This window comes from Acidovorax sp. LjRoot129 (assembly GCF_964253765.1).
Classification (GTDB): Bacteria; Pseudomonadota; Gammaproteobacteria; order Burkholderiales; family Burkholderiaceae_C; genus Acidovorax.
The window spans coordinates 585,207-603,372 of record NZ_CAXUSE020000001.1; the positions used below are offsets into that span (position 1 = coordinate 585,207).

At 67.2% G+C, this 18,166-nt stretch carries 23 protein-coding genes; 15 read left to right on the top strand and 8 right to left on the bottom strand.

The window, feature by feature from the left end:
• Positions 1-8: 8 nt before the first annotated feature.
• Together ACSQ3Q_RS02780 and ACSQ3Q_RS02785 are read right to left on the bottom strand one after the other, a co-directional pair.
• Positions 9-419, bottom strand: coding sequence for a polyhydroxyalkanoic acid system family protein (locus ACSQ3Q_RS02780; protein ID WP_436132895.1), 411 nt, complete (start codon positions 417-419; stop codon positions 9-11).
• The gene (locus ACSQ3Q_RS02785) at positions 412-1,569 is read right to left on the bottom strand and encodes an aminopeptidase (protein WP_436132896.1); all 1,158 of its coding nucleotides are present in this window, start codon (positions 1,567-1,569) and stop codon (positions 412-414) included. The genes ACSQ3Q_RS02780 and ACSQ3Q_RS02785 overlap by 8 nt, the downstream gene beginning before the upstream one ends.
• Before the next feature lie 276 nt (positions 1,570-1,845).
• Between ACSQ3Q_RS02785 and ACSQ3Q_RS02790 the strand changes: the two genes are divergently transcribed.
• Entirely contained in the window at positions 1,846-2,493 is a 648-nt protein-coding gene (locus ACSQ3Q_RS02790) for a DNA-3-methyladenine glycosylase I (RefSeq protein WP_436132897.1), read from the top strand.
• 60 nt (positions 2,494-2,553) lie between these two features.
• Complete coding sequence (locus ACSQ3Q_RS02795) at positions 2,554-2,913, top strand: hypothetical protein (protein WP_436132898.1); 360 nt, start codon at positions 2,554-2,556, stop codon at positions 2,911-2,913.
• A 42-nt stretch (positions 2,914-2,955) separates the two neighbouring features.
• Here the strand turns inward: ACSQ3Q_RS02795 and ACSQ3Q_RS02800 are convergent, their stop codons facing one another.
• The 5 genes from ACSQ3Q_RS02800 to phnF all read right to left on the bottom strand — a co-directional run bounded on the left by ACSQ3Q_RS02800 (position 2,956) and on the right by phnF (position 6,799).
• The gene (locus tag ACSQ3Q_RS02800) at positions 2,956-4,161 is read right to left on the bottom strand and encodes an MFS transporter (protein ID WP_436132899.1); all 1,206 of its coding nucleotides are present in this window, start codon (positions 4,159-4,161) and stop codon (positions 2,956-2,958) included.
• Positions 4,162-4,223: 62 nt separating this feature from the next.
• Positions 4,224-4,649, bottom strand: coding sequence for an arsenate reductase (glutaredoxin) (gene arsC, locus ACSQ3Q_RS02805; protein WP_436132900.1), 426 nt, complete (start codon positions 4,647-4,649; stop codon positions 4,224-4,226).
• On the bottom strand, positions 4,646-5,308 hold the full coding sequence (gene phnN / locus ACSQ3Q_RS02810; protein ID WP_436132901.1) for a phosphonate metabolism protein/1,5-bisphosphokinase (PRPP-forming) PhnN: 663 nt from the start codon (positions 5,306-5,308) through the stop codon (positions 4,646-4,648). Before phnN ends, arsC begins: the two co-directional genes overlap by 4 nt.
• Complete coding sequence (locus ACSQ3Q_RS02815; RefSeq protein WP_436132902.1) at positions 5,305-6,027, bottom strand: DUF1045 domain-containing protein; 723 nt, start codon at positions 6,025-6,027, stop codon at positions 5,305-5,307. The genes phnN and ACSQ3Q_RS02815 overlap by 4 nt, the downstream gene beginning before the upstream one ends.
• A complete protein-coding gene (phnF, locus tag ACSQ3Q_RS02820; protein ID WP_436132903.1) occupies positions 6,017-6,799 on the bottom strand; it encodes a phosphonate metabolism transcriptional regulator PhnF in 783 nt (260 codons plus the stop codon). The genes ACSQ3Q_RS02815 and phnF overlap by 11 nt, the downstream gene beginning before the upstream one ends.
• A gap of 75 nt (positions 6,800-6,874) precedes the next feature.
• Here phnF and phnG point away from each other — a divergent pair, with 75 nt between their 5' ends.
• The 12 genes from phnG to ACSQ3Q_RS02880 all read left to right on the top strand — a co-directional run bounded on the left by phnG (position 6,875) and on the right by ACSQ3Q_RS02880 (position 16,593).
• Positions 6,875-7,384: a phosphonate C-P lyase system protein PhnG gene (gene phnG, locus ACSQ3Q_RS02825; protein ID WP_436132904.1), complete on the top strand. Its 510-nt coding sequence runs from the start codon at positions 6,875-6,877 to the stop codon at positions 7,382-7,384.
• Positions 7,381-8,052: a phosphonate C-P lyase system protein PhnH gene (gene phnH / locus ACSQ3Q_RS02830; RefSeq protein WP_436132905.1), complete on the top strand. Its 672-nt coding sequence runs from the start codon at positions 7,381-7,383 to the stop codon at positions 8,050-8,052. Before phnG ends, phnH begins: the two co-directional genes overlap by 4 nt.
• Positions 8,043-9,167 (top strand): carbon-phosphorus lyase complex subunit PhnI, encoded by a 1,125-nt coding sequence (locus ACSQ3Q_RS02835; protein ID WP_436132906.1) that lies wholly within the window; start codon positions 8,043-8,045, stop codon positions 9,165-9,167. The genes phnH and ACSQ3Q_RS02835 overlap by 10 nt, the downstream gene beginning before the upstream one ends.
• A complete protein-coding gene (locus ACSQ3Q_RS02840; RefSeq protein WP_436132907.1) occupies positions 9,164-10,090 on the top strand; it encodes an alpha-D-ribose 1-methylphosphonate 5-phosphate C-P-lyase PhnJ in 927 nt (308 codons plus the stop codon). Before ACSQ3Q_RS02835 ends, ACSQ3Q_RS02840 begins: the two co-directional genes overlap by 4 nt.
• Positions 10,087-10,548, top strand: coding sequence for a GNAT family N-acetyltransferase (locus tag ACSQ3Q_RS02845; protein ID WP_436132908.1), 462 nt, complete (start codon positions 10,087-10,089; stop codon positions 10,546-10,548). Before ACSQ3Q_RS02840 ends, ACSQ3Q_RS02845 begins: the two co-directional genes overlap by 4 nt.
• Entirely contained in the window at positions 10,545-11,333 is a 789-nt protein-coding gene (phnK, locus tag ACSQ3Q_RS02850; protein ID WP_436132909.1) for a phosphonate C-P lyase system protein PhnK, read from the top strand. The genes ACSQ3Q_RS02845 and phnK overlap by 4 nt, the downstream gene beginning before the upstream one ends.
• Positions 11,330-12,049 carry a phosphonate C-P lyase system protein PhnL gene (phnL, locus tag ACSQ3Q_RS02855; protein WP_436132910.1) on the top strand — a complete coding sequence of 240 codons (720 nt, stop codon included), beginning with the start codon at positions 11,330-11,332 and terminating at the stop codon, positions 12,047-12,049. The genes phnK and phnL overlap by 4 nt, the downstream gene beginning before the upstream one ends.
• Positions 12,046-13,200, top strand: coding sequence for an alpha-D-ribose 1-methylphosphonate 5-triphosphate diphosphatase (locus ACSQ3Q_RS02860; protein ID WP_436132911.1), 1,155 nt, complete (start codon positions 12,046-12,048; stop codon positions 13,198-13,200). Before phnL ends, ACSQ3Q_RS02860 begins: the two co-directional genes overlap by 4 nt.
• A 102-nt stretch (positions 13,201-13,302) precedes the next feature.
• Positions 13,303-14,166 (top strand): phosphonate ABC transporter ATP-binding protein, encoded by an 864-nt coding sequence (phnC, locus tag ACSQ3Q_RS02865; protein ID WP_436132912.1) that lies wholly within the window; start codon positions 13,303-13,305, stop codon positions 14,164-14,166.
• A gap of 60 nt (positions 14,167-14,226) precedes the next feature.
• A complete protein-coding gene (phnD, locus tag ACSQ3Q_RS02870) occupies positions 14,227-15,171 on the top strand; it encodes a phosphonate ABC transporter substrate-binding protein (RefSeq protein ID WP_436132913.1) in 945 nt (314 codons plus the stop codon).
• A 27-nt stretch (positions 15,172-15,198) separates the two neighbouring features.
• Positions 15,199-16,005 (top strand): phosphonate ABC transporter, permease protein PhnE, encoded by an 807-nt coding sequence (gene phnE, locus ACSQ3Q_RS02875; RefSeq protein WP_436132914.1) that lies wholly within the window; start codon positions 15,199-15,201, stop codon positions 16,003-16,005.
• 24 nt (positions 16,006-16,029) lie between these two features.
• Positions 16,030-16,593: a phosphonate degradation HD-domain oxygenase gene (locus ACSQ3Q_RS02880; RefSeq protein ID WP_436132915.1), complete on the top strand. Its 564-nt coding sequence runs from the start codon at positions 16,030-16,032 to the stop codon at positions 16,591-16,593.
• A 48-nt stretch (positions 16,594-16,641) separates the two neighbouring features.
• On the opposite strand, the gene ACSQ3Q_RS02885 is transcribed toward ACSQ3Q_RS02880, so the two are convergent.
• Positions 16,642-17,103 (bottom strand): Lrp/AsnC family transcriptional regulator, encoded by a 462-nt coding sequence (locus tag ACSQ3Q_RS02885; protein ID WP_436132916.1) that lies wholly within the window; start codon positions 17,101-17,103, stop codon positions 16,642-16,644.
• 97 nt (positions 17,104-17,200) lie between these two features.
• On the opposite strand from ACSQ3Q_RS02885, the gene ACSQ3Q_RS02890 reads away from it, so the two are divergent.
• Complete coding sequence (locus ACSQ3Q_RS02890) at positions 17,201-18,148, top strand: EamA family transporter (protein ID WP_436132917.1); 948 nt, start codon at positions 17,201-17,203, stop codon at positions 18,146-18,148.
• Positions 18,149-18,166: the final 18 nt, after the last annotated feature.

Sequence of the window (18,166 nt, forward strand, 5' to 3'; positions counted from 1 at the left end):
GCGTTGCCTCAGGCCTTCTTGGGCTTGGCCGCCGTCTTTGCGGCGGCTTTGGGGGCGGCCTTGGCACTGGCCTTTTCCTTCTTCGGCTCCTCGCCACCCGCCGCCTTCTTGCCCGCAGCCTTCGCCGGCTTGCCGTTCAGCAGAGCGTCGAGCTGCTCGCCGATCTCGGACTCGATGCGATCCTTGAAGGCGCCGAACAGAAAGCCGAGCTGCGCCTTCATCTCGAACTGCTTCGCGTCCACCAGCAGCGTGCCCTTGACGCCCGAACGTGTGAAGGTGAGCGTGTCTTCGGTGTCGCCCTCTTCGTAGACACATTCCATGTCGAATTTCTCTTCGGCCTTTTCGGCCCACGAGAAGGCAATCTTGCGGGCCTCTTTCAGGCCCAGTTGGTGTTCGCGATGGATGTGAATGTCAGGCACCGGATGTCTCCTTCGGGGTTACCAGTGCACGCAGCGCCTCGTGGCGCCCGGGCAGCGGCTGGCGGGTCAGTTGTCGAACGGCATCATAAAACCGGGGCCAGTCCCGGCCCTGCTGCTCGAACAGGGCCTCGAACGCGGGCACCAGTTCGTCGTAGGCGGCCTGCGCAGCAAAACTGGCGTTGTTGGCCTTGGCCACCCAGCGGTCGTACCCTGCCACCTGGGCCGTGGTGACCTGCGCCACGGCGCCGGGTGTGATGCCCAGCCACTGCGCACGCAAGCGGTCGTAGCTGGCGCGAAAATCCTGCATTGCTACTATTTTCATAGCATGTAGCGCTTGTTGATCAAGCGCTAGGGCCTCTTTTTGTTCATAAATGGCCGCAAGGCGTGCCCGCGTGGCCCGCGTCAGTGCGCGGAAGGCCGCGCGCCGCGCCTCGCTGGTGGCGTAGGCCTCGCGCGCGGCGGGTGTCGAGTTCTCGGCCAGCCACCGTGCCACGCCAATGCGCTCGACCGCGGTGGCAAAGGATTCGTTGAAGAGCGTGTCGCCCTCGGCATAGACCACCTGGTGCGCAAGTTCGTGGAACAGCAGGCGCACGAAGTCGCCCTCGGGCCAGGCGATGAAGGTGTTCAGCAGCGGGTCGCCGCCGGCCCAATTCATGTAGCCGAGCGTGGAATACGCGGGCACGCCGTAGACCTCCACCTCCAGGCCCTGTGCGGCCAGCTGGTCGGCCTCGGCTTGGGCATCGGCCTGCGTGAAGTAGCCGCGGTAGCCGATGCAGCCAGTGACCGGAAAACACCAGGTGTGCAGCTTGAGTGCATAAGGCGGCGCGGCCACCACGTTCCACACGGCGGCGGGGCGCTTGAGGTCCGCGTACCGGCGGTAGCTGGCGTTGTCGGGCAGGCCCAGCTCGGCCGCCGCAAAGGTCCGCGCCTTCTGTGCCAGTTGCAGCCGTTCTCGCAGCGCGGGGTTGATATCGGGCCGCGCGAGCCAGTGGTCGATGGGCTCGGCGGCCTGCAGCAGCTGCACATGGCCGCGCACCGATTGCCAGTAGTAGCCCAGCGAGCTGCTGGTGCTGGCGCAACCGCCCAGCAATGCGGCGCAGGTGAGGGTGAAGGTCAGCCACAACGTGGGGCGAACGGGTGTGGGGCGCATGCAGTCGTGGGGCGAGGCAGTGGAACGGGGGGCGGGATGGGCTGGGCGGCTGGCCGCCGCGTCATCAGTCAGTTTATAGACCAATGTCGGCGGGTCAGGACGGCCCCGTGCCCAGCGCCTGCCGCCGTCCAGGGCCACGGAACTTCTGCACCCACCCGTTGCTGGGGCATCTGGGGCCCCGGGTTGTCCGCCGCGTGATTCACGCACGCCATCGCTGCCGACCCGCCGACGTTTTTGCCGCTCGGCGCGCACAGAGCATCCCTAGAATCCGCTGCCATGACCCCAGCCACCCCCGCCTTGCCCGAAGGCCTTTTCGCCGACGACACCCATTGCCCACGCTGCGCCTGGTGCCAGGCCACGCCGCTGTACCGCCACTACCACGACAACGAATGGGGCTTTCCTGTGGCAGACGACCGGCGGCTGTTTGAAAAGCTGTGCCTGGAGGGTTTTCAGTCGGGCCTGAGCTGGCTCACCATCCTGAACAAGCGCGAGGGCTTTCGCGCCGCGTTTGCAAATTTCGACGCCGAGAAAATCGCGGCGTTTGGCGACGACGATATCGAGCGCCTGGTGCAGGACGCCGCCATCGTGCGCCACCGCGGCAAGATCGTCTCGACCCTCAACAACGCGCGCCGCGTGCTGGAGCTGCGCAGCGAGTTCGGCTCGCTGGCGCACTATGCGTGGCGCTACGAACCCGCGGCGGGAGCGCGCCCCGAACGCATCACGCGCGAGGTGGCGCGCTCGCTGTCCACCTCGCCCGCATCGGTGGCCATGTCCAAAGACCTCAAGAAACGCGGCTGGAGCTTTGTGGGGCCGACCACGGTATATGCCTTCATGCAGGCGATGGGGCTCGTCAACGACCACCTGGAAGGCTGCCACTCGCGCGCCCCGGCGCTTAAGGCGCGGGCGGAGTTTGTGGTGCCTTGAAAGGATGGTGCGCCCGAGGTCTATAGTGGTACTGGTACGCCAGGAACCCGGAGGCCGACCATGAAACACATCTGCCCGCATTGCCAGAAGCCAGGAGTCAGCAATGCCGCGTTGCGCTGGGCATCGCGCGAGTCCCCAGCGCAGTGTGCGGCGTGCGGAGGCTTGTCCCATGTGCTGGCCAGCACCTCCAGCGCCATCAACACCTTCACCTGCCTCACCTTGCTGGTGAGCGTGGTGCTCGGGCTGGCCTTTGGATCCCTGCTGGGCGCGACGGCTTGTTTGATCGCCATGGTTGTCGGCAACGTGTGGATGTGGCGGCGGTGCGAGCTGTTTCCCATCGATCCCAAAACGGCGCAAACCGCGAACCGCGTGGGCTGGGCCGTGACGATTTCTTCGATGGTGTCCGTGCTCTTCTTGTAGTTCTAAGAAGAGGCGCCGGTCATCGGCAGCCGGCCCACTGGTCTACCGCCCGGGCGACCGCAACACCATCAGCGCCCCCAGCGCCGCCACACCCAGCAACGCAGTCACCCACACGGCCTGCGCACCGATGCCATCGATCAGCATGCCGAACAGCACCGGCGCAAAGGCCTGCGCCACGCGGGCGGGCACCATCATCAAACCCTGGCGCGCACCATAACCGGCGGCGCCAAACAGCACCAGCGGCAGCGTGCCTTTGGCGATGGTCAGAATCCCGTTTCCCGCGCCATGCAGCACAGTGAAGAGCGCCGCTGCCGGGCCGCCCACCACCATCAGGATGGCCGCGCCCACCGGGTGGGCCGCAGCGGCCAGTTGCGCCGACACCAGGGGGTGCAGGCGGCGCAGCAGGCCGAATTCGAGAAGGCGTGCCACCACTTGCGCTGGCCCCACCAGGGCCGCAGTGGCCACCGCTACCTGCAGTGAGGTACCACTGGCCTGCAACAGCCGCGGCAGGTGCGCCGCCATTGCGGTGCTGGTGAACCAGGTGACCGCAAAGACGAACGACAGCAACACGGTAGTGCGCAGCGCATGGCGCGCATCGGCGGGTGCTGGCTGCGCTGCGGGCTGTGGGGCGGCGGTGGTTGTTGGTGCGGCCGGCGGTGTGGCCTGCTCCAAATCCAACGCGTTGCCGATACGGGGCAGCCAGGCATTGAGCGGCACGCCCAGCAGCAGGTGCAACGCCGCCCACCCAACACACGCACCGCGCCAGCCCCACTGCACTTCCATCCACGCCGACAGCGGCCACCCCACCGTGCTGGCAAACCCCGCAATCAAAGTGATGCCGGTGATGGCGCTGCGCGCGCCCTGCCCATACAGGCGCACCAGCGTGGCAAACGCCGCTTCGTACAGGCCCGACCCCATCGCCACGCCCATCAGCACCCAGGCAGCGAACAAACCCACCGGGCCCTGGGCCATCCCCATGGCCACCAGGCTCGCGGCAAACAGCAGGTTGGTACCCACCAGCACCGGCCGGCCACCATGCCGGTCGATGGTCCGGCCCGCCAGCGGGCCCAGCAGGGCCGACACCACCAGCGCCACCGAGAACGCGGCAAACACCGTGGGCGTGGCCACACCCAGGTCGCGCGCCATGGGCTCGGCCAGCATGGCCGGCAGGTAGTAGGACGAGGCCCAAGCCAGTGTCTGCGCCACACCCAGGCGCGCCACCGCGCCGCGCTGTGAGCGTGTGGTCATGGGGCGGGTGGCATCACGCCGGTTTCACAGCGAGCAGATGCTGCACCCCGCCGAGCAGGCCGTCAGACACGCTGTCCCTGCGCGTTGACCACCGCTTCACCGTCTTCCTTGGTGAAAGCGCCTTGCTGCGGAGCGGGCAGGATATCGAGTACCAGCTCGGATGGACGGCACAACCGCGTGCCCAGCGGCGTCGTCACCAGCGGCCGGTTGATGAGGATCGGGTGGGCCAGCATGGCGTCAATCAGCTGCGCGTCGGTCACGCCCGGCGCGCCCAGTTGCAGTTCGGCAAACAGCGCCTCCTTCGTGCGCACCGCATCAATCACCGGCGCGCCCGTGGCCGCGATCAAAGCGGCCAGCGTGGCGCGGTCTGGCGGGGCCTTCAGGTACTCAACGACTTCGGGCTCCACGCCGCTGTTGCGGATCATGGCCAGTGTGTTGCGCGACGTGCCGCACTTCGGGTTGTGATAGATGGTGACAACAGGGCTCATGGCAGGGTCGGCTGCGCTGCAGCGCGAGGTTGAAGGCTGTGGATCGAATCGGCCGCCAGCGGTGGCAGGGGCCGCGGGGGCGCCAGTGTGCCATTGCCGTCTGGCCAGCCCGGCAGTTGCGAGAGGGCTTTCAGGAGTTCGCGGCCCGCGTCGTCGAGCGCGCCATTGTTGTGCACCGCGATGCCCGCCACCCCGGCCGGCACCTGAAAGGCCAGCGCGCGCTGCACGCGGGCCTCCACCTGGTCGGCAGGCTCGCGGCCGCGCGCCAGCAGGCGGCGGCGCAGCACCTCGGGGCTCGCCGTGATGTGCACGGCGGTCATCTGGGGAAAACGCTCCAGCGCCTGCGGCAGGTAAGCGCGCGAACCGTTGAGCAGCACCCAGCCACCCGCCATCTGGGGCGACAGCTCCTCGTGCCGGATGCCGTAGCACAGGCCGTTGGCCTCCCAGTGCAGCGCAAACGCCGCTGCCTCGCGAAGCGCCACGAACTCTTGGGGCGTGACGCTCTCGTGCGCCTCGCCGCCGGGGTCCATCGGCCGGCTGACGGTGCGGCGCGCCCAGCGCAGCAGCAGGTGGCCCGGCAGCTGCGCGCGCAGCCAGTCGAGAAGGCTGTCCTTGCCCGCGCCGGACGGGCCCATGAAGTAGACCAGCCGCTGTGTCATGCGCCCAGCTCCAGGTGGTCGAGCAGCATGAAGTCGGCGCCGGCTGTGGGCTCGGCAAACAGTGCCAGGCTGTTGAACTGGAGGGGCGGCAGGTCCGAGAAGAACTCCTGCGCCGCGTCAAAGACCAGCGCCTGCACCTCGGGCGATACCTGCGACAGGCTGCCCGTGATCGACATGTGGAAGCGGAACTCGTCGAGCACGAACGGGTATCCCCAGCGCTGCAGCAGTTCGTCTTGCCGGGGCGTGAGGCCCGCGACGCGCCGGCGCGCGAGGGCGGCTTCGGACAGCGGCGCTGCCAGGGGTTGGAGCTGTGTCACGCAGGCCGCGGCCGCATCGCGCAGCGCCGCGTTGCCCGGGTGGGAGGGCGCTGGAGTGAGCGCGAGGAAATCGTCGATGCGCTCCACCTGCAGCGGGGGCAACGGAAAGGCGCGCAGGCTTTGGGCCAGCTCTTGCACGGCGTGGTGCAGCGTGAGCCAGTCCACGCCGGGGGCCAGCGCAAACGGGGCCTTGAGCGTGCCGTGCCAGCCGTAGCGGCGCGGCGCGGCGGTCAGCCGCTCAAGTTCGTCAGCGGCCACGCCTTCGATGTCGAGTTGGTGCAGGGGCTGCAGCAAGGCGGCGCAGCGCCCCAGCCAGTGGCTGCCCGCCAGCCAGCCCAGGCTGCCCGGGTTGGGTGCGAAGTACACCGCGTAGCGGTGGGCGGAGGTGGCATCAGTGTTCATCGTGGGCAATGGTCAGTTTCACGCGGTCACCCGCAAACCAGGCGCGAGCCCATTCGATGGGCTCGCCGGCCAAGTCGACGTTCAGGCTCTCTACCAGCAGCACCGGGCGCGATGCCGGCTGGCGCAGCTGCGCGGCGATGTCGGCAGTGGGCAGCTCTGCGGTGATGCGGCTCTCGCGCCGCGTGTAGTCGGCCACGCCGTGCGCGGCAAAGCCGGCGGTGATGGAGCCGGTGTCGCGCACCACCTGGGCCAGGCCTTCAAAGCGCGGCAGGGGAAAGTAGCGCTCGCTCAGGTGCAGGGGCTGGCCCTCGGCCTCGCCCAGCACATGCAAAGCCAGCACGGTGCTCCGGGCCGGGATTTGCAGCGCTGCAGCCAACAGCGCGGTGGCCCGCATTTTCTGCTCGCTCAGCACCACCAGGCTGCCGCGCAGCCCGGCCTGGGCCAGGCCCTGCTGGTGGCGTGTGCGCCGGCCCAGCACCAGGTCCACCGCAAAGTCTTCTACATAGGTGCCGCTGCCCTGCGTCACGCGCACCAGCCCCTGGCTGCTCAGGCTGGCCAGCGACCGGCGAATGGTGTGGCGGTTCACCCCGTACTGCTCGGCCAGCGCATGTTCAGACGGCAGGCGCTGGCCGGGTGGGTAGATGCCGCTGCCGATGGCCTCGGCCAGTTCGGCCGCAATGCGGGTCCAGAAACTGTCGCGGGCTTGCCGTGTGGGCGGGGCCGCTGCTGCGGGCAGCAGGGCGGTGGAAAAAGTGGATGTGCTGGCTGTCATGAAACCTACATGCGCGCTCTTTAATCTTGCGCCAGTTGTTCAATTTGTCTATACAACTTTCAGGGTATCACGTTCATGTTTCAAGCCTTTGACAACCCCGGGCCCGGCCGTGCGCTGCAGCGGGCGGACTGGATGGCGCTGCTGGCGCGGGCGCCGGTGGGTCTGCTCGAATCCGGCCTGCGCGGACAGGCCACACGGCCATCGCACTGGCTGCGGTCTCCCGAAACCGGTCTCATGATGGTGCAGGGCCGCGCAGGGGGCACGGGCGAACGCTTCAATCTTGGCGAGGTCACGGTCACCCGCTGCGCGCTGCGGGTCGAAGCCGAAGGCGCGCCCGTGTCCGTGGGTGTGGCCTATGTGCTGGGACGCTCGCGCCGCCATGCCGAGCTGGCGGCACTGGCCGACGCGTTGCTGCAAGACGTTGCGCAGCAGCCCGCGCTGGATGCGGCCGTGCTGGAGCCTATCCGCACGCACCTGAAGAGTGCCCGCCAACAGCGCCAGGAGCGCGCTGCCAGCACGCGGGTGGACTTCTTCACCGTGGCCCGCGAGAGCGGCGGCGCGGACGACGAGGAGGACGCTGCATGACCGCCCCAGCAACGACCCCTGATCTGACGGCCCTGGCCGCCGGTTTCTCGAACGAGTCGCTGGGCAGCCAGGCCGTGTTCCGCGCGGTGCTGCAGGCGCTTTCGCATCCAGGGAGATGGGTCGAAGTGCCGCACGACGCCCAGCACCCGACGGTGGGCAGCGCTGCGGGCGCCGCCGCACTGCTGGCGCTGCTCGACAGCGACTGCGCCGTCTGGCTGTCGCCTGCGCTGCTGGCGGGCGGTGCCGGCCAGTGGCTGCGATTTCACACGGGCTGTGCGCTGGTGGCCGACGCCGCCGAAGCACGTTTTGTCTGGCTGGCGCACGGGGATGAAATGCCCCCGCTCGCCACTCTGGCCCAGGGCAGCGACATCTACCCTGACCAATCCGCCACCTGCGTAATCGATGTGCAAGGGATCCACAGCCCCGCAGATGCAACGGCTACGGGCTGGACGCTGCGCGGCCCGGGCATCCAGGGCGCGACCACGCTCCAGGTTCAAGGCTTGCCGAGCGACTTCGAGCATCAGTGGGCTGCCAACCAGGCTGTCTTTCCGTGCGGCGTGGACGTGCTGTTGTGCACAGGCCACCAGGTGGTGGGTTTGCCGCGCACCACGCACCTGTCCGCCCGCCCCCTCCAACCCTCTGCTGCGGAGCACGAAGCATGTATGTAGCCGTCAAAGGCGGCGAAGCCGCGATTCTCAACAGCTATCGTTTGCTGGCAGACCAGCGCCGCGGAGATTCCGCGCTGCCCGAGCTGTCGGTGGCGCAGATCCAAAGCCAGCTCAAGCTGGCGGTGGACCGCGTAATGACCGAGGGATCGTTGTACGACCCGGAACTGGCCGCGCTGGCGATCAAGCAGGCTGCCGGTGATCTGGTCGAAGCGATTTTTTTGCTGCGGGCCTACCGTGCCACGCTGCCGCGCCTGGGCGTGACCCGTGCGCTCGACACCGCACGCATGGTGCTGGACCGCCGCATCTCTGCCACGTTCAAGGACCTGCCGGGCGGGCAGGTGCTGGGGCCCACGTACGACTACACCCAGCGCCTGCTTGATTTCACGCTGCTGGTCGAAACCGAGGGCGCTGGTGTGCCAGCGGGCAAACCTGCCGAGCCTTCCAGCGCTGCACCTGCGCCGCGCGTGGTTGACCTGCTCAACCAGGAGGGCCTGATCGAGACCCGGCCGGTGCCGCCCGGAGACCCTGCGCCGACCGACCTCACCCGCGAGCCCCTGCGTTTTCCAGCAGACCGGGCGACGCGGCTGCAGAACCTGGCGCGGGGGGATGAAGGGTTTCTGCTGGCGATGGCGTACTCCACCCAGCGCGGATATTCGCACTCGCACCCTTTTGTGGGCGAAGTGCGGCTTGGAACGGTGGCGGTGGAACTCGAGCCCGAAGAGCTGGGCTTTGCGGTCTCGATCGGCGACATCGAAATCACCGAGTGCGAGATGGTGAACCAGTTTGCAGGCAGCAAGACCCAGCCACCTCAGTTCACTCGCGGCTACGGCCTCGCGTTTGGGCACAGCGAGCGCAAGGCGATGGCGATGAGCCTGGTGGACCGCGCGCTGCGCTGTGACGAGCTGGGCGAGCCGGTGGAGTCCCCCGCGCAAATGCAGGAGTTCGTCCTTGGGCACAGCGACAGCCTGGAGGCATCGGGATTTGTGCAGCACTTGAAGTTGCCGCACTACGTGGACTTTCAGTCTGAGCTGGAACTGGTGCGCCGCATGCGGGCCAGCGCCGATGCCGCCGCCCGCGCGGCTGCGGCCACACCCGCCGAAGGAGACCGTCCATGAACGCACCGCGCGAACCGATTTCGATGGAGGCCGCCACCGAAACGGCCTCAGCCGATGGAAACTTCAATTTCGCCTACCTGGACGAGCGCACCAAGCGGATGATCCGCCGGGCCATCCTCAAGGCGGTGGCCATTCCCGGCTACCAGGTGCCGTTTGGCTCGCGCGAAATGCCGCTGCCCTACGGTTGGGGCACGGGGGGTATCCAGGTCACGGCCGCCATCATCGGCCCAGACGACCGCCTCAAGGTCGTCGACCAGGGCTCGGACGACACGGTCAATGCCGTCAACATCCGCCGCTTCTTCGAGCGCACGACGGCCGTCGAGACCACGACCCGCACCACACAGGCCACGCTGATCCAGACGCGCCACCGCATCCCCGAGACGCCGCTGGCCGAAGGCCAAGTCATCGTCTACCAGGTGCCGGTGCCCGAGCCCATGCAGCGCCTGGAGCCGCGCGAGACAGAAACGCGCACGCTGCACGGCCTGGCGGAGTACGGCCTGATGCATGTGAAGCTGTACGAAGACATTGCGCGCTATGGCCACATCGCCACCACGTACGACTACCCGGTGCTGGTCAATGGCCGCTACGTGATGGCGCCGTCGCCTATCCCCAAGTTCGACAACCCCAAGATGCACATGAACCCGGCCTTGCAGCTCTTCGGCGCAGGCCGCGAAAAGCGCATTTACGCCGTGCCGCCCTACACCGCTGTGGAAAGCCTGGGTTTTGAAGACCATCCTTTCGAAGTGCAGCGCTGGGATGCCGCCTGCGCGCTGTGCGGCGCCACCAAGAGTTTTCTGGACGAAGTCATTACCGACGACCAGGGCGGGCGCATGCACGTGTGTTCGGACTCGGACTATTGCCAGGAGCGCCAAGCGCAGCAGACCCAGCAGCCGTTGCCCGGGCGCACCGAGGTCGCCCCATGAGCGGCATCACCCTCCGCGAGGCCGTGGAGGCCGATCTGGACGATGTGCTGGCGTTGTACGCGACCATCGAAGACAGCCCGCAGGATGTCCTGGCCCTGCCGCAAGCGCGCGCCGTGTGGGGGCAGTTTGCCCACTACCCGAGCTACCGGCTATGGGTGGCAGTGGACGCAGCGGCGCGAGACGCGGTGGTGGGCACCTATGCGCTGCTGGTCATGCACAACCTCGCGCACCGCGGCGCGCCCTCGGCCATCGTGGAGGACGTGGTGGTCGCGCCAGCACGGCAGGGGCACGGCATCGGCCGCCAGATGATGGCGCACGCCATGGAGCGTGCCCGCGAGGCCGGTTGCTACAAGCTGGCCCTGTCCTCCAACGCCCGCCGCACCGGCGCGCACGCCTTCTACGAGTCGCTGGGCTTTGCACGCCATGGCATCAGTTTTGTGATGGACACCCTGACATGAATACTCTTGAGATGCCGGCGCCGCTGCTGAGCGTGCGCAACGTGGGCAAAAGCTATGGCGAGCGCGTGGCGCTGCAGGACACGTCGTTTGACCTCTGGCCCGGCGAGGTGCTCGCCGTAGTGGGTGAGTCGGGCTCAGGCAAGTCGACCCTGCTCAATACGATTGCTGCGCGCAGTGCGCCGGATGCGGGCTCGGTGCAGTTTCGCCAGCGCGACGGCACGGTGCAGGACGTGTTTGCCATGTCGCAGGCCCAGCAGCGGCTGCTGGCGCGCACCGATTGGGGCTTTGTGCACCAAAACCCCGCGGACGGCCTGCGCATGGACGTGTCCGCCGGCGCCAATGTGGGCGAGCGCCTCATGGGGCTGGGCGAGCGCCACTACGGCCGCCTGCGCAACACCGCGGTGGAGTGGCTGCAGCGCGTGGAGATCGACGCCGCGCGCATCGACGATGCCCCGCGCACGTTCTCGGGCGGCATGCGCCAGCGCCTGCAGATTGCGCGCAACCTCGTGACCCAGCCGCGCCTGGTGTTCATGGACGAGCCCACGTCCGGCCTGGATGTCTCGGTGCAGGCGCGGCTGCTGGATCTGCTGCGCCAGCTCACGCGGCAGATGCAGCTGGCTGCAATCGTCGTCACGCACGACCTGGCGGTGGCCCGCCTGCTGGCCCACCGCATGGTGGTGATGCAGCGCGGCCGCGTGGTGGAGTCGGGCCTGACGGACCAGGTGCTCGACGACCCGCAGCATCCCTACACCCAACTTCTCGTCTCTTCGGTACTGCAGCCATGAACCAGCCCATTCTTCAATTGAAAGGGGTGGCCAAGCGCTTCACCCTGCACCACCAAAACGGCGTGGAGCTGCCGGTGCTCAGCCGCGTGGACCTGTCGGTGCAACCCGGCGAGTGCGTGGTGCTGGACGGCCCTTCGGGCATGGGCAAAAGCACCTTGCTCAAGATGGTCTACGCCAACTACCGCGCCAACGAGGGCAGCATCGCAGTGCGCACGCAATCTGGCGACGTGGTGGACGTGACCCAGGCCACCCCGCGGGCGCTGGTGCAGCTGCGCCGCGAGACCATCGGCTACGTGAGCCAGTTCCTGCGTGTCATTCCCCGGGTCAGCGCGCTCGACGTGGTGGCCGAACCCTTGTCCGAGGACGCCGGCGACGACGCCGTTGCGCTGGAGGCCGCGCGCGAAGCGGCGCGCCAGTGGCTCACGCGCCTGCGCATTCCCGAGCGGCTGTGGCACCTGCCGCCCGCCACCTTCTCAGGCGGCGAGCAGCAGCGCATCAACATCGCGCGCAACATGATCAAGTCCAAGCCGCTGCTGCTGCTGGACGAGCCCACCGCATCGCTGGACGCGGCCAATACCGAGACAGTGATCACGCTGATCCGCGAGGCCGTGGCGCGGGGCGCAGCGCTGGTCGGCATCTTTCACGACGCGAAGGTGGGTGCGGCGGTGGCCACTCGCCGCGTCAACGTCGGCGACTTCCGCGGAGGTGCCGCATGAGCGCAGCCGTCTTCCGAAACGCCCGCATGGTGCTGCGGGACGAAGTGGTGCAGGGCTCTCTGCAGGTCGAGGGCGGGCGCATTGCCGCGGTGAGCAGTGGTGCGACCTCCGCATTGCAGGGCATCGACCTGGGGGGCGATTATTTGCTGCCCGGCCTGGTGGAGGTACACACCGACAACTTCGAGCGCCACCTGATGCCGCGGCCCAAGGTGCAGTGGGCCGAGATGCCCGCGCTGCTCGCGCACGACGCCGAGATTGCCGCCGCTGGCATTACCACCGTGCTCGACGCCCTGGGGGTAGGAGAGGCCGATGTGGACAGTTTGCGCGGCAGCGCCTGGAACCGCGTCCTCAGCACCATCGATACCTGCACCGAGCGCAACCTGCTGCGCGCGGACCACCACCTGCATGTGCGCTGCGAGCTGCCGGCGCCCAATACCATCGACCTGTTCGGCCCTTTCCACGGGCACCCGCGCCTGTCGCTGATCTCGCTCATGGACCACACGCCCGGCCAGCGGCAGTGGGAGGACCTTGAGCAGGCGCGCACCTACTACACCGGCAAGAAGGGCTGGAGCAGCGAGAAGTTCGAGCGGCAGGTGCAGCTTGCCGCGACGCTGCAGGCGCAGTACGCCGAGCCGCACCGCGCGTACTTTGTGGACTACTGCCGCACGCACGGCATATCGCTGGCCAGCCACGATGACACCACTGTGGCGCATGTGGAGCAGGCCCATGCCGAGGGGGCCGGCATGTCCGAGTTCCCGACCACCCTGGCGGCGGCCCAGGCGGCGCACGAGCGTGGCCTGCTCACCGTGATGGGCGGGCCCAACGTCGTGCGCGGCGGTTCGCATTCGGGCAACGTTGCTGCAGCCGACCTGGCGCGCGCCGGCCTGCTCGACATCCTCTCGTCGGACTATGTGCCCGGCAGCCTGCTGAGCGCCGTGATGCGGCTGGTGGACGACGAGATCCTGTCGGTGCCCCGGGCCGTGGCGACTGTCACCTGCAATCCTGCGAAGGCCGCGGGCATGGCAGACCGGGGCGAGCTCGCAGCCGGGCTGCGCGCCGACCTGATCCAGGTGCACATGGCCGATCTGCCCGATGGGTCGCGCCAGGCGGTGGTGCGCGGCGTGTGGCGCGAGGGGCAACGGGTGCTCTGAAGGGCTGCCCGCACCGACATCCAAACTTCCCGCAACTGTCAAAGCACTGTCACGCGTGCCCGCCACACTGCGGTTGTCTAGACGACTTTCAAGGAGCCGGCCATGTCCGCTGCACTTCACATCCATCAGCTGAACAAGCGCTTTGCCAATGGCAAACACGCGCTGCGCGACATCAACCTGACCATCGAGCGCGGGGAAATGGTGGCGCTGATCGGGGCCTCGGGCTCCGGCAAATCCACGCTGCTGCGGCACGTGGCGGGGCTGGTGGCGGCCGATGCCTCCAGCGCGTCGCTGATTGAGGTCGACGGCCTCTGCGTGCAGCAGGGCGGTCGCATTCACCGCGATATTCGCAAGGTGCGCTCGCAGGTCGGCTTTGTGTTTCAGCAGTTCAATCTGGTAGACCGCCTGCCGGTGCTCATGAACGTGCTGGTGGGGCTGCTGCACCGCACGCCCTGGTGGCGTGGCTGGCTGCGCATGTTCAAGCCCCACGAGCGCGCGCTGGCGCTCGACGCCCTCGCGCGGGTGGGCATTGCCGACTGCCATGCGCAGCGCGCTTCCACGCTGTCGGGCGGGCAGCAGCAGCGCGCCGCGATTGCGCGCACGCTGGTGCAGGGCGCCAAGGTGGTGCTGGCCGACGATCCCATCGCCTCGCTGGACCCGGAATCCTCTCGCAAGGTCATGGAGATCCTGGCCCGCATCAACCGCGAAGACCGCAGCACCGTCATCGTCTCGCTGCACCAGGTGGACGTGGCCATCCGCTATTGCCCCCGCGTGGTGGCGCTGAACCAGGGGCAGGTGGTGTACGACGGGCCGTCGTCTGCGCTAACGCCCGCCTTGCTGCGCGAGCTGTACGGCATGCAGGCCGATGAAATCCTCGGCGGCGCATTGCCCGCCCAGCCACTGTCGACCGCGCCGACATCCATGCCGGTGCCGCAATGGGCACCCGCGCTGGCGCAGGCGGCCTGAAGCCTTTCCATTGCTCTCTCCGCGTTCCTCTTTCGTCTCACTCTCTCAGGAGTACTTCTCATGTTCAAGAAATTGTGCGCCGCCCTGGCGCTGGGCCTGGGCCTGTCCGCGGCCCACGCCCAGGACATCAACTTCGGGATGATCTCTACCGAAGCCTCGCAGAACCTCAAGGCTGACTGGCAGCCCCTGCTCGACGACATGGCCAAGCAGACCGGCCTGAAGATCAACGCCTTCTTCGCATCTGACTATGCGGGCCTGATCGAAGCCATGCGCTTCAACAAGATGCAGGTTGCATGGCTGGGCAACAAGTCCGCCATGGAAGCCGTGGACCGTGCCAACGGCGAAGTATTCGCGCAGATGGTCAACGCCGATGGCACGCAGGGCTATTACTCGCACCTGATCGTGCACAAAGACAGCCCCCTGGCGACGCTGGACGACGTGCTCAAGAATGGCAAGTCGCTGAGCTTCGGCAACGGTGATCCCAACTCCACCTCGGGTTTCCTGGTGCCCGGCTACTACGCCTTTGCACAGAACAAGATCGACGCCAAGACCCATTTCAAGATTGCGCGCAGCGCCAACCATGAAACGAATGCACTGGCCGTGGCCAACAAGCAGGTCGACGTGGCCACCAACAACAGCGAAAACCTCGAAAAGATCAAGGAACGCCAGCCCGAGAAGTTCAAGGACATCAAGATCGTCTGGACCTCGCCGCTGATTGCGCTCGATCCTCTGGTGATGCGCAAGGACCTGCCCGAGCCGCTGAAGACCAAGATCAAAGACTTCTTCTACAACTACGCCAAGACCGATGCGCGCGAGAAGGAGATCGTGATGAAGATCTCCAAGCTCTCGGGCTTCAAGCCGTCGACCAACGCACAGCTCACCCCCATCCGCCAGCTCGACCTGTTCGGCAAGCGCAACAAGATCGAAGCCGACGCTACGCTGGCCGACGCTGACAAGAAGACCCGTCTGGCAGAAATCGACCAGCAGCTGGCGTCGCTGAAGTAACCACGTACCGGCCAGCCCGATATCCCTATGTCCTCTGCTCTGAACCCTTCGCTTGCGGCCCTGGCCGGAACCGCCGCGCCCAAGCGCAGCCTCGTCTGGTATCTCTCGTGGGGCATCCTGCTGGTGGTCCTGGCCGCATCGTGGAAGGGCGCCGACATGCGCCCGCTCGACCTCATCAAGGATTCGGGCAACATGGCCCAGTACGCGGCCGAGTTCTTCCCGCCCAACTTTGCGCAGTGGCAGATCTACGTTCAGGAAATGCTGGTCACCCTGCAGATCGCCTTGTGGGGCACGGCGCTGGCGGTGGTCACCGCCGTGCCGCTGGCGCTTCTGGCGTCTTCGAACATCGCGCCATGGTGGGTGAACCAGCCGGTGCGCCGCGTGCTCGATGCGTTTCGTGCCATCAATGAAATCGTGTTTGCGATGCTCTTCGTCGTGGCGGTGGGCCTGGGCCCGTTCGCCGGCGTGCTGGCGCTGTGGATTCACACCACGGGCACGCTGGCCAAACTGTTCTCCGAGGCTGTGGAAGCCATCGACCCGCAGCCGGTGGAAGGCATCCGCTCCACCGGCGCGAGTGCGCTGCACGAAATCATCTATGGCGTCATCCCGCAGGTGATGCCGCTGTGGATCTCGTTCACGCTGTACCGCTTCGAGGCCAACGTGCGTTCGGCCTCGGTCGTGGGCATGGTGGGTGCCGGCGGCATTGGCGTGGTGCTGTGGGAGATCATCCGCGGCTTTCAGTACGCCGAGACCTGCGCGGTGATGCTCATCATTGTGGTCACCGTGAGCGTGATCGACTTGGTGTCGGCGCGCATCCGCAAGGCCCTGGTGTAGAGCCCAGCCCGCAAGGAAAAGGCCATGGCGCTCACGATTGAAGACATCGGCCACCTGCTGGCGACCCGCGGCATCAATCAGTACGGCCGCGAGGCCGTGAGCCAGCTCGAGCATGCGCTGCAGTGCGCGCAGCTGGCCGAGCAGGCCGGGGAAGACCGCGCCACCGTGGTGGCCGCGCTGTTGCACGACCTGGGGCACCTGCTGGCACCGGGGGGCGATACGGCCCAGCAAGATGACTTGCACCAGTACGTGGCGCTGCCGTTTTTGCGCGGGCTGCTGCCCGACGCAGTGCTCGCGCCCATCCGCATGCATGTGGACGCCAAGCGCTACCTCTGCGCGACGGAGCCCGGCTACTGGGCCACGCTGTCTCCTGCGTCGCAGCACAGCCTGGTGCTGCAGGGCGGCCCGTTCACGCCGCCACAGGCGCTGCGTTTTGCCGCGCAGCCCTTCGCGCAGGAGGCCGTGCGTGTGCGGCGCTACGACGACCATGCCAAGGTGTCCGGCCTGGCCACACCATCGCTGGCCCACTACCTGGCGCTGCTGGAGGCCGAAGCGGTCGAGCGAACGGCCGGCGTTTCAGCGGCCTGAACCGCAAACCACCCCTTCCGGTCCGAGCGGAGTGGGGCACCTCGGCGTTCAGACGCCTTTGCCGGCGCTCATCCAGCCCAGGTTCAGTGGGCGGTCCTCAAACTCGGTGTTGAGCACCACCGTGCTGGTGGTGCGGGCCACGCCCTCGATGGCCTTGATCTGGTAGAGCACGTCTTCCAGCGCCCGCGCATGGGTGGTGCGGACCTTGGCCAGAAAGTCGTATTCCCCCGCCACGCTGTGCAGCTCCTCGATCTCGGGCATGGCCTGCAGGCGCGGGGCGATGTCGCGGCAGTGCGCGCCGCCGTCGTTGCGGATGGCCACGAAAGCCGTGAATGAGAGGCCCACCCGCTCGGGCTCGACGCTGATGGAGAAACGGCGGATCACGCCCTTGTCGAGCATCTTCTTGACCCGCTCGTGCACCGCGGCGGTCGACAGTCCCACCTCGGCACCCACCTCGGCGTACGAACGCCGGCCATCTGCCCCCAACGCCGAAATAATTCTGGCGTCCATGTCATCCGTCTGAATATTTGCTTGCATAGCCGCCTATTTTTGGTAAAAATTCCGAAAACGTCGTGGTTTCCATAAATTATTCGGTGAGGAGGAGAATATGCCGGCAAATTTCAAGGCGCAAGCCCGTCGTCCCGCCCCGTGGGCCTTGGCGTTGGCCCTGCTGCTGGTGTACGTGGTGTGGGGCACCACGTACTTTGCCATTGGCATCGCTTTGCAGACGATGCCGCCGCTTTGGATGAACGCGGTGCGGTTTTTGTGCGCCGGGGGCGTGATGCTGCTCATCGCACTGTGGCAGGGCCATGCGTTGCCGACAGCCCTGCAGTGGCGCAATTCGGCGCTGGTGGGCGGGCTGATGGTGTTCGTCGCGATGAACCTCATCGGCTTTGCGCAAAAGCTGGGCATCGGCTCCGGCCTGATGGCCACGGTGGTGACCACCATGCCCATGTGGCTGGCGCTGTGGTCTCGCTGGGGCGGCGAGCGAGTACCGGCGACCAGCTGGATCGGGCTGGCCCTGGGTGTGGTGGGGGCGCTCTTGCTTGCGCTGGAGGGCGACTTTTCGGCGACATGGCTGGGTGCGCTGCTGGCCTTCGGTGCGCCGCTGTGCTGGAGCATTGGCTCGTACGCGTCGCGCCGTCTCTCATTGCCGGCGCCGGCCATGGCGTCGGCTGCGCAATGGTTGGTGGGTGGTGCACTGGGCCTGGTGGTGGCAGCGTGGTTCGAGCCGCTCCCTGCGTTGGATCAGGTCAGCGCCAAGTCGTGGGCGGCGTGGGTGTATCTGCTGGTGTTTGGCACGCTGGTGGCGCTCAATGCCTATCTGTGGCTGCTGCAGAACACGTCGGCCGCGTTGGCGGGGAGTTATTCGTTTGTGAATCCGGCGGTGGCGTTGCTTGTGGGCGTGGCACTGGGCGGCGAGTTGCTGACGGGGTGGGTGTTCGCGGCGTTGCCGTTGATTGGGACGGCGTTGGTTTTGATCTTGTATGGCAAGCAGTTGCAGGCTTGGTGGGCCGACCGGCGAGCAACGTGGGCGGGGCAGCGCGCGGGCTAGCTACGTGGTGTTTTGAGA

Excerpts from the sequence above, each read along its gene's own strand:
- phnC (WP_436132912.1), top strand. The coding sequence starts at position 13,303 with ATGTCCGCTGCACTTCACATCCATCAGCTGAACAAGCGCTTTGCCAAT.
- ACSQ3Q_RS02800 (WP_436132899.1), bottom strand. The coding sequence starts at position 4,161 with ATGACCACACGCTCACAGCGCGGCGCGGTGGCGCGCCTGGGTGTGGCG.
- ACSQ3Q_RS02790 (WP_436132897.1), top strand. The coding sequence starts at position 1,846 with ATGACCCCAGCCACCCCCGCCTTGCCCGAAGGCCTTTTCGCCGACGAC.
- ACSQ3Q_RS02795 (WP_436132898.1), top strand. The coding sequence starts at position 2,554 with ATGAAACACATCTGCCCGCATTGCCAGAAGCCAGGAGTCAGCAATGCC.
- ACSQ3Q_RS02880 (WP_436132915.1), top strand. The coding sequence starts at position 16,030 with ATGGCGCTCACGATTGAAGACATCGGCCACCTGCTGGCGACCCGCGGC.
- phnD (WP_436132913.1), top strand. The coding sequence starts at position 14,227 with ATGTTCAAGAAATTGTGCGCCGCCCTGGCGCTGGGCCTGGGCCTGTCC.
- ACSQ3Q_RS02890 (WP_436132917.1), top strand. The coding sequence starts at position 17,201 with ATGCCGGCAAATTTCAAGGCGCAAGCCCGTCGTCCCGCCCCGTGGGCC.
- phnK (WP_436132909.1), top strand. The coding sequence starts at position 10,545 with ATGAATACTCTTGAGATGCCGGCGCCGCTGCTGAGCGTGCGCAACGTG.
- ACSQ3Q_RS02845 (WP_436132908.1), top strand. The coding sequence starts at position 10,087 with ATGAGCGGCATCACCCTCCGCGAGGCCGTGGAGGCCGATCTGGACGAT.
- ACSQ3Q_RS02835 (WP_436132906.1), top strand. The coding sequence starts at position 8,043 with ATGTATGTAGCCGTCAAAGGCGGCGAAGCCGCGATTCTCAACAGCTAT.
- ACSQ3Q_RS02815 (WP_436132902.1), bottom strand. The coding sequence starts at position 6,027 with ATGAACACTGATGCCACCTCCGCCCACCGCTACGCGGTGTACTTCGCA.
- phnF (WP_436132903.1), bottom strand. The coding sequence starts at position 6,799 with ATGACAGCCAGCACATCCACTTTTTCCACCGCCCTGCTGCCCGCAGCA.
- phnL (WP_436132910.1), top strand. The coding sequence starts at position 11,330 with ATGAACCAGCCCATTCTTCAATTGAAAGGGGTGGCCAAGCGCTTCACC.
- ACSQ3Q_RS02840 (WP_436132907.1), top strand. The coding sequence starts at position 9,164 with ATGAACGCACCGCGCGAACCGATTTCGATGGAGGCCGCCACCGAAACG.
- phnG (WP_436132904.1), top strand. The coding sequence starts at position 6,875 with ATGTTTCAAGCCTTTGACAACCCCGGGCCCGGCCGTGCGCTGCAGCGG.
- ACSQ3Q_RS02785 (WP_436132896.1), bottom strand. The coding sequence starts at position 1,569 with ATGCGCCCCACACCCGTTCGCCCCACGTTGTGGCTGACCTTCACCCTC.
- phnE (WP_436132914.1), top strand. The coding sequence starts at position 15,199 with ATGTCCTCTGCTCTGAACCCTTCGCTTGCGGCCCTGGCCGGAACCGCC.
- phnN (WP_436132901.1), bottom strand. The coding sequence starts at position 5,308 with ATGACACAGCGGCTGGTCTACTTCATGGGCCCGTCCGGCGCGGGCAAG.
- ACSQ3Q_RS02860 (WP_436132911.1), top strand. The coding sequence starts at position 12,046 with ATGAGCGCAGCCGTCTTCCGAAACGCCCGCATGGTGCTGCGGGACGAA.
- arsC (WP_436132900.1), bottom strand. The coding sequence starts at position 4,649 with ATGAGCCCTGTTGTCACCATCTATCACAACCCGAAGTGCGGCACGTCG.
- phnH (WP_436132905.1), top strand. The coding sequence starts at position 7,381 with ATGACCGCCCCAGCAACGACCCCTGATCTGACGGCCCTGGCCGCCGGT.
- ACSQ3Q_RS02885 (WP_436132916.1), bottom strand. The coding sequence starts at position 17,103 with ATGGACGCCAGAATTATTTCGGCGTTGGGGGCAGATGGCCGGCGTTCG.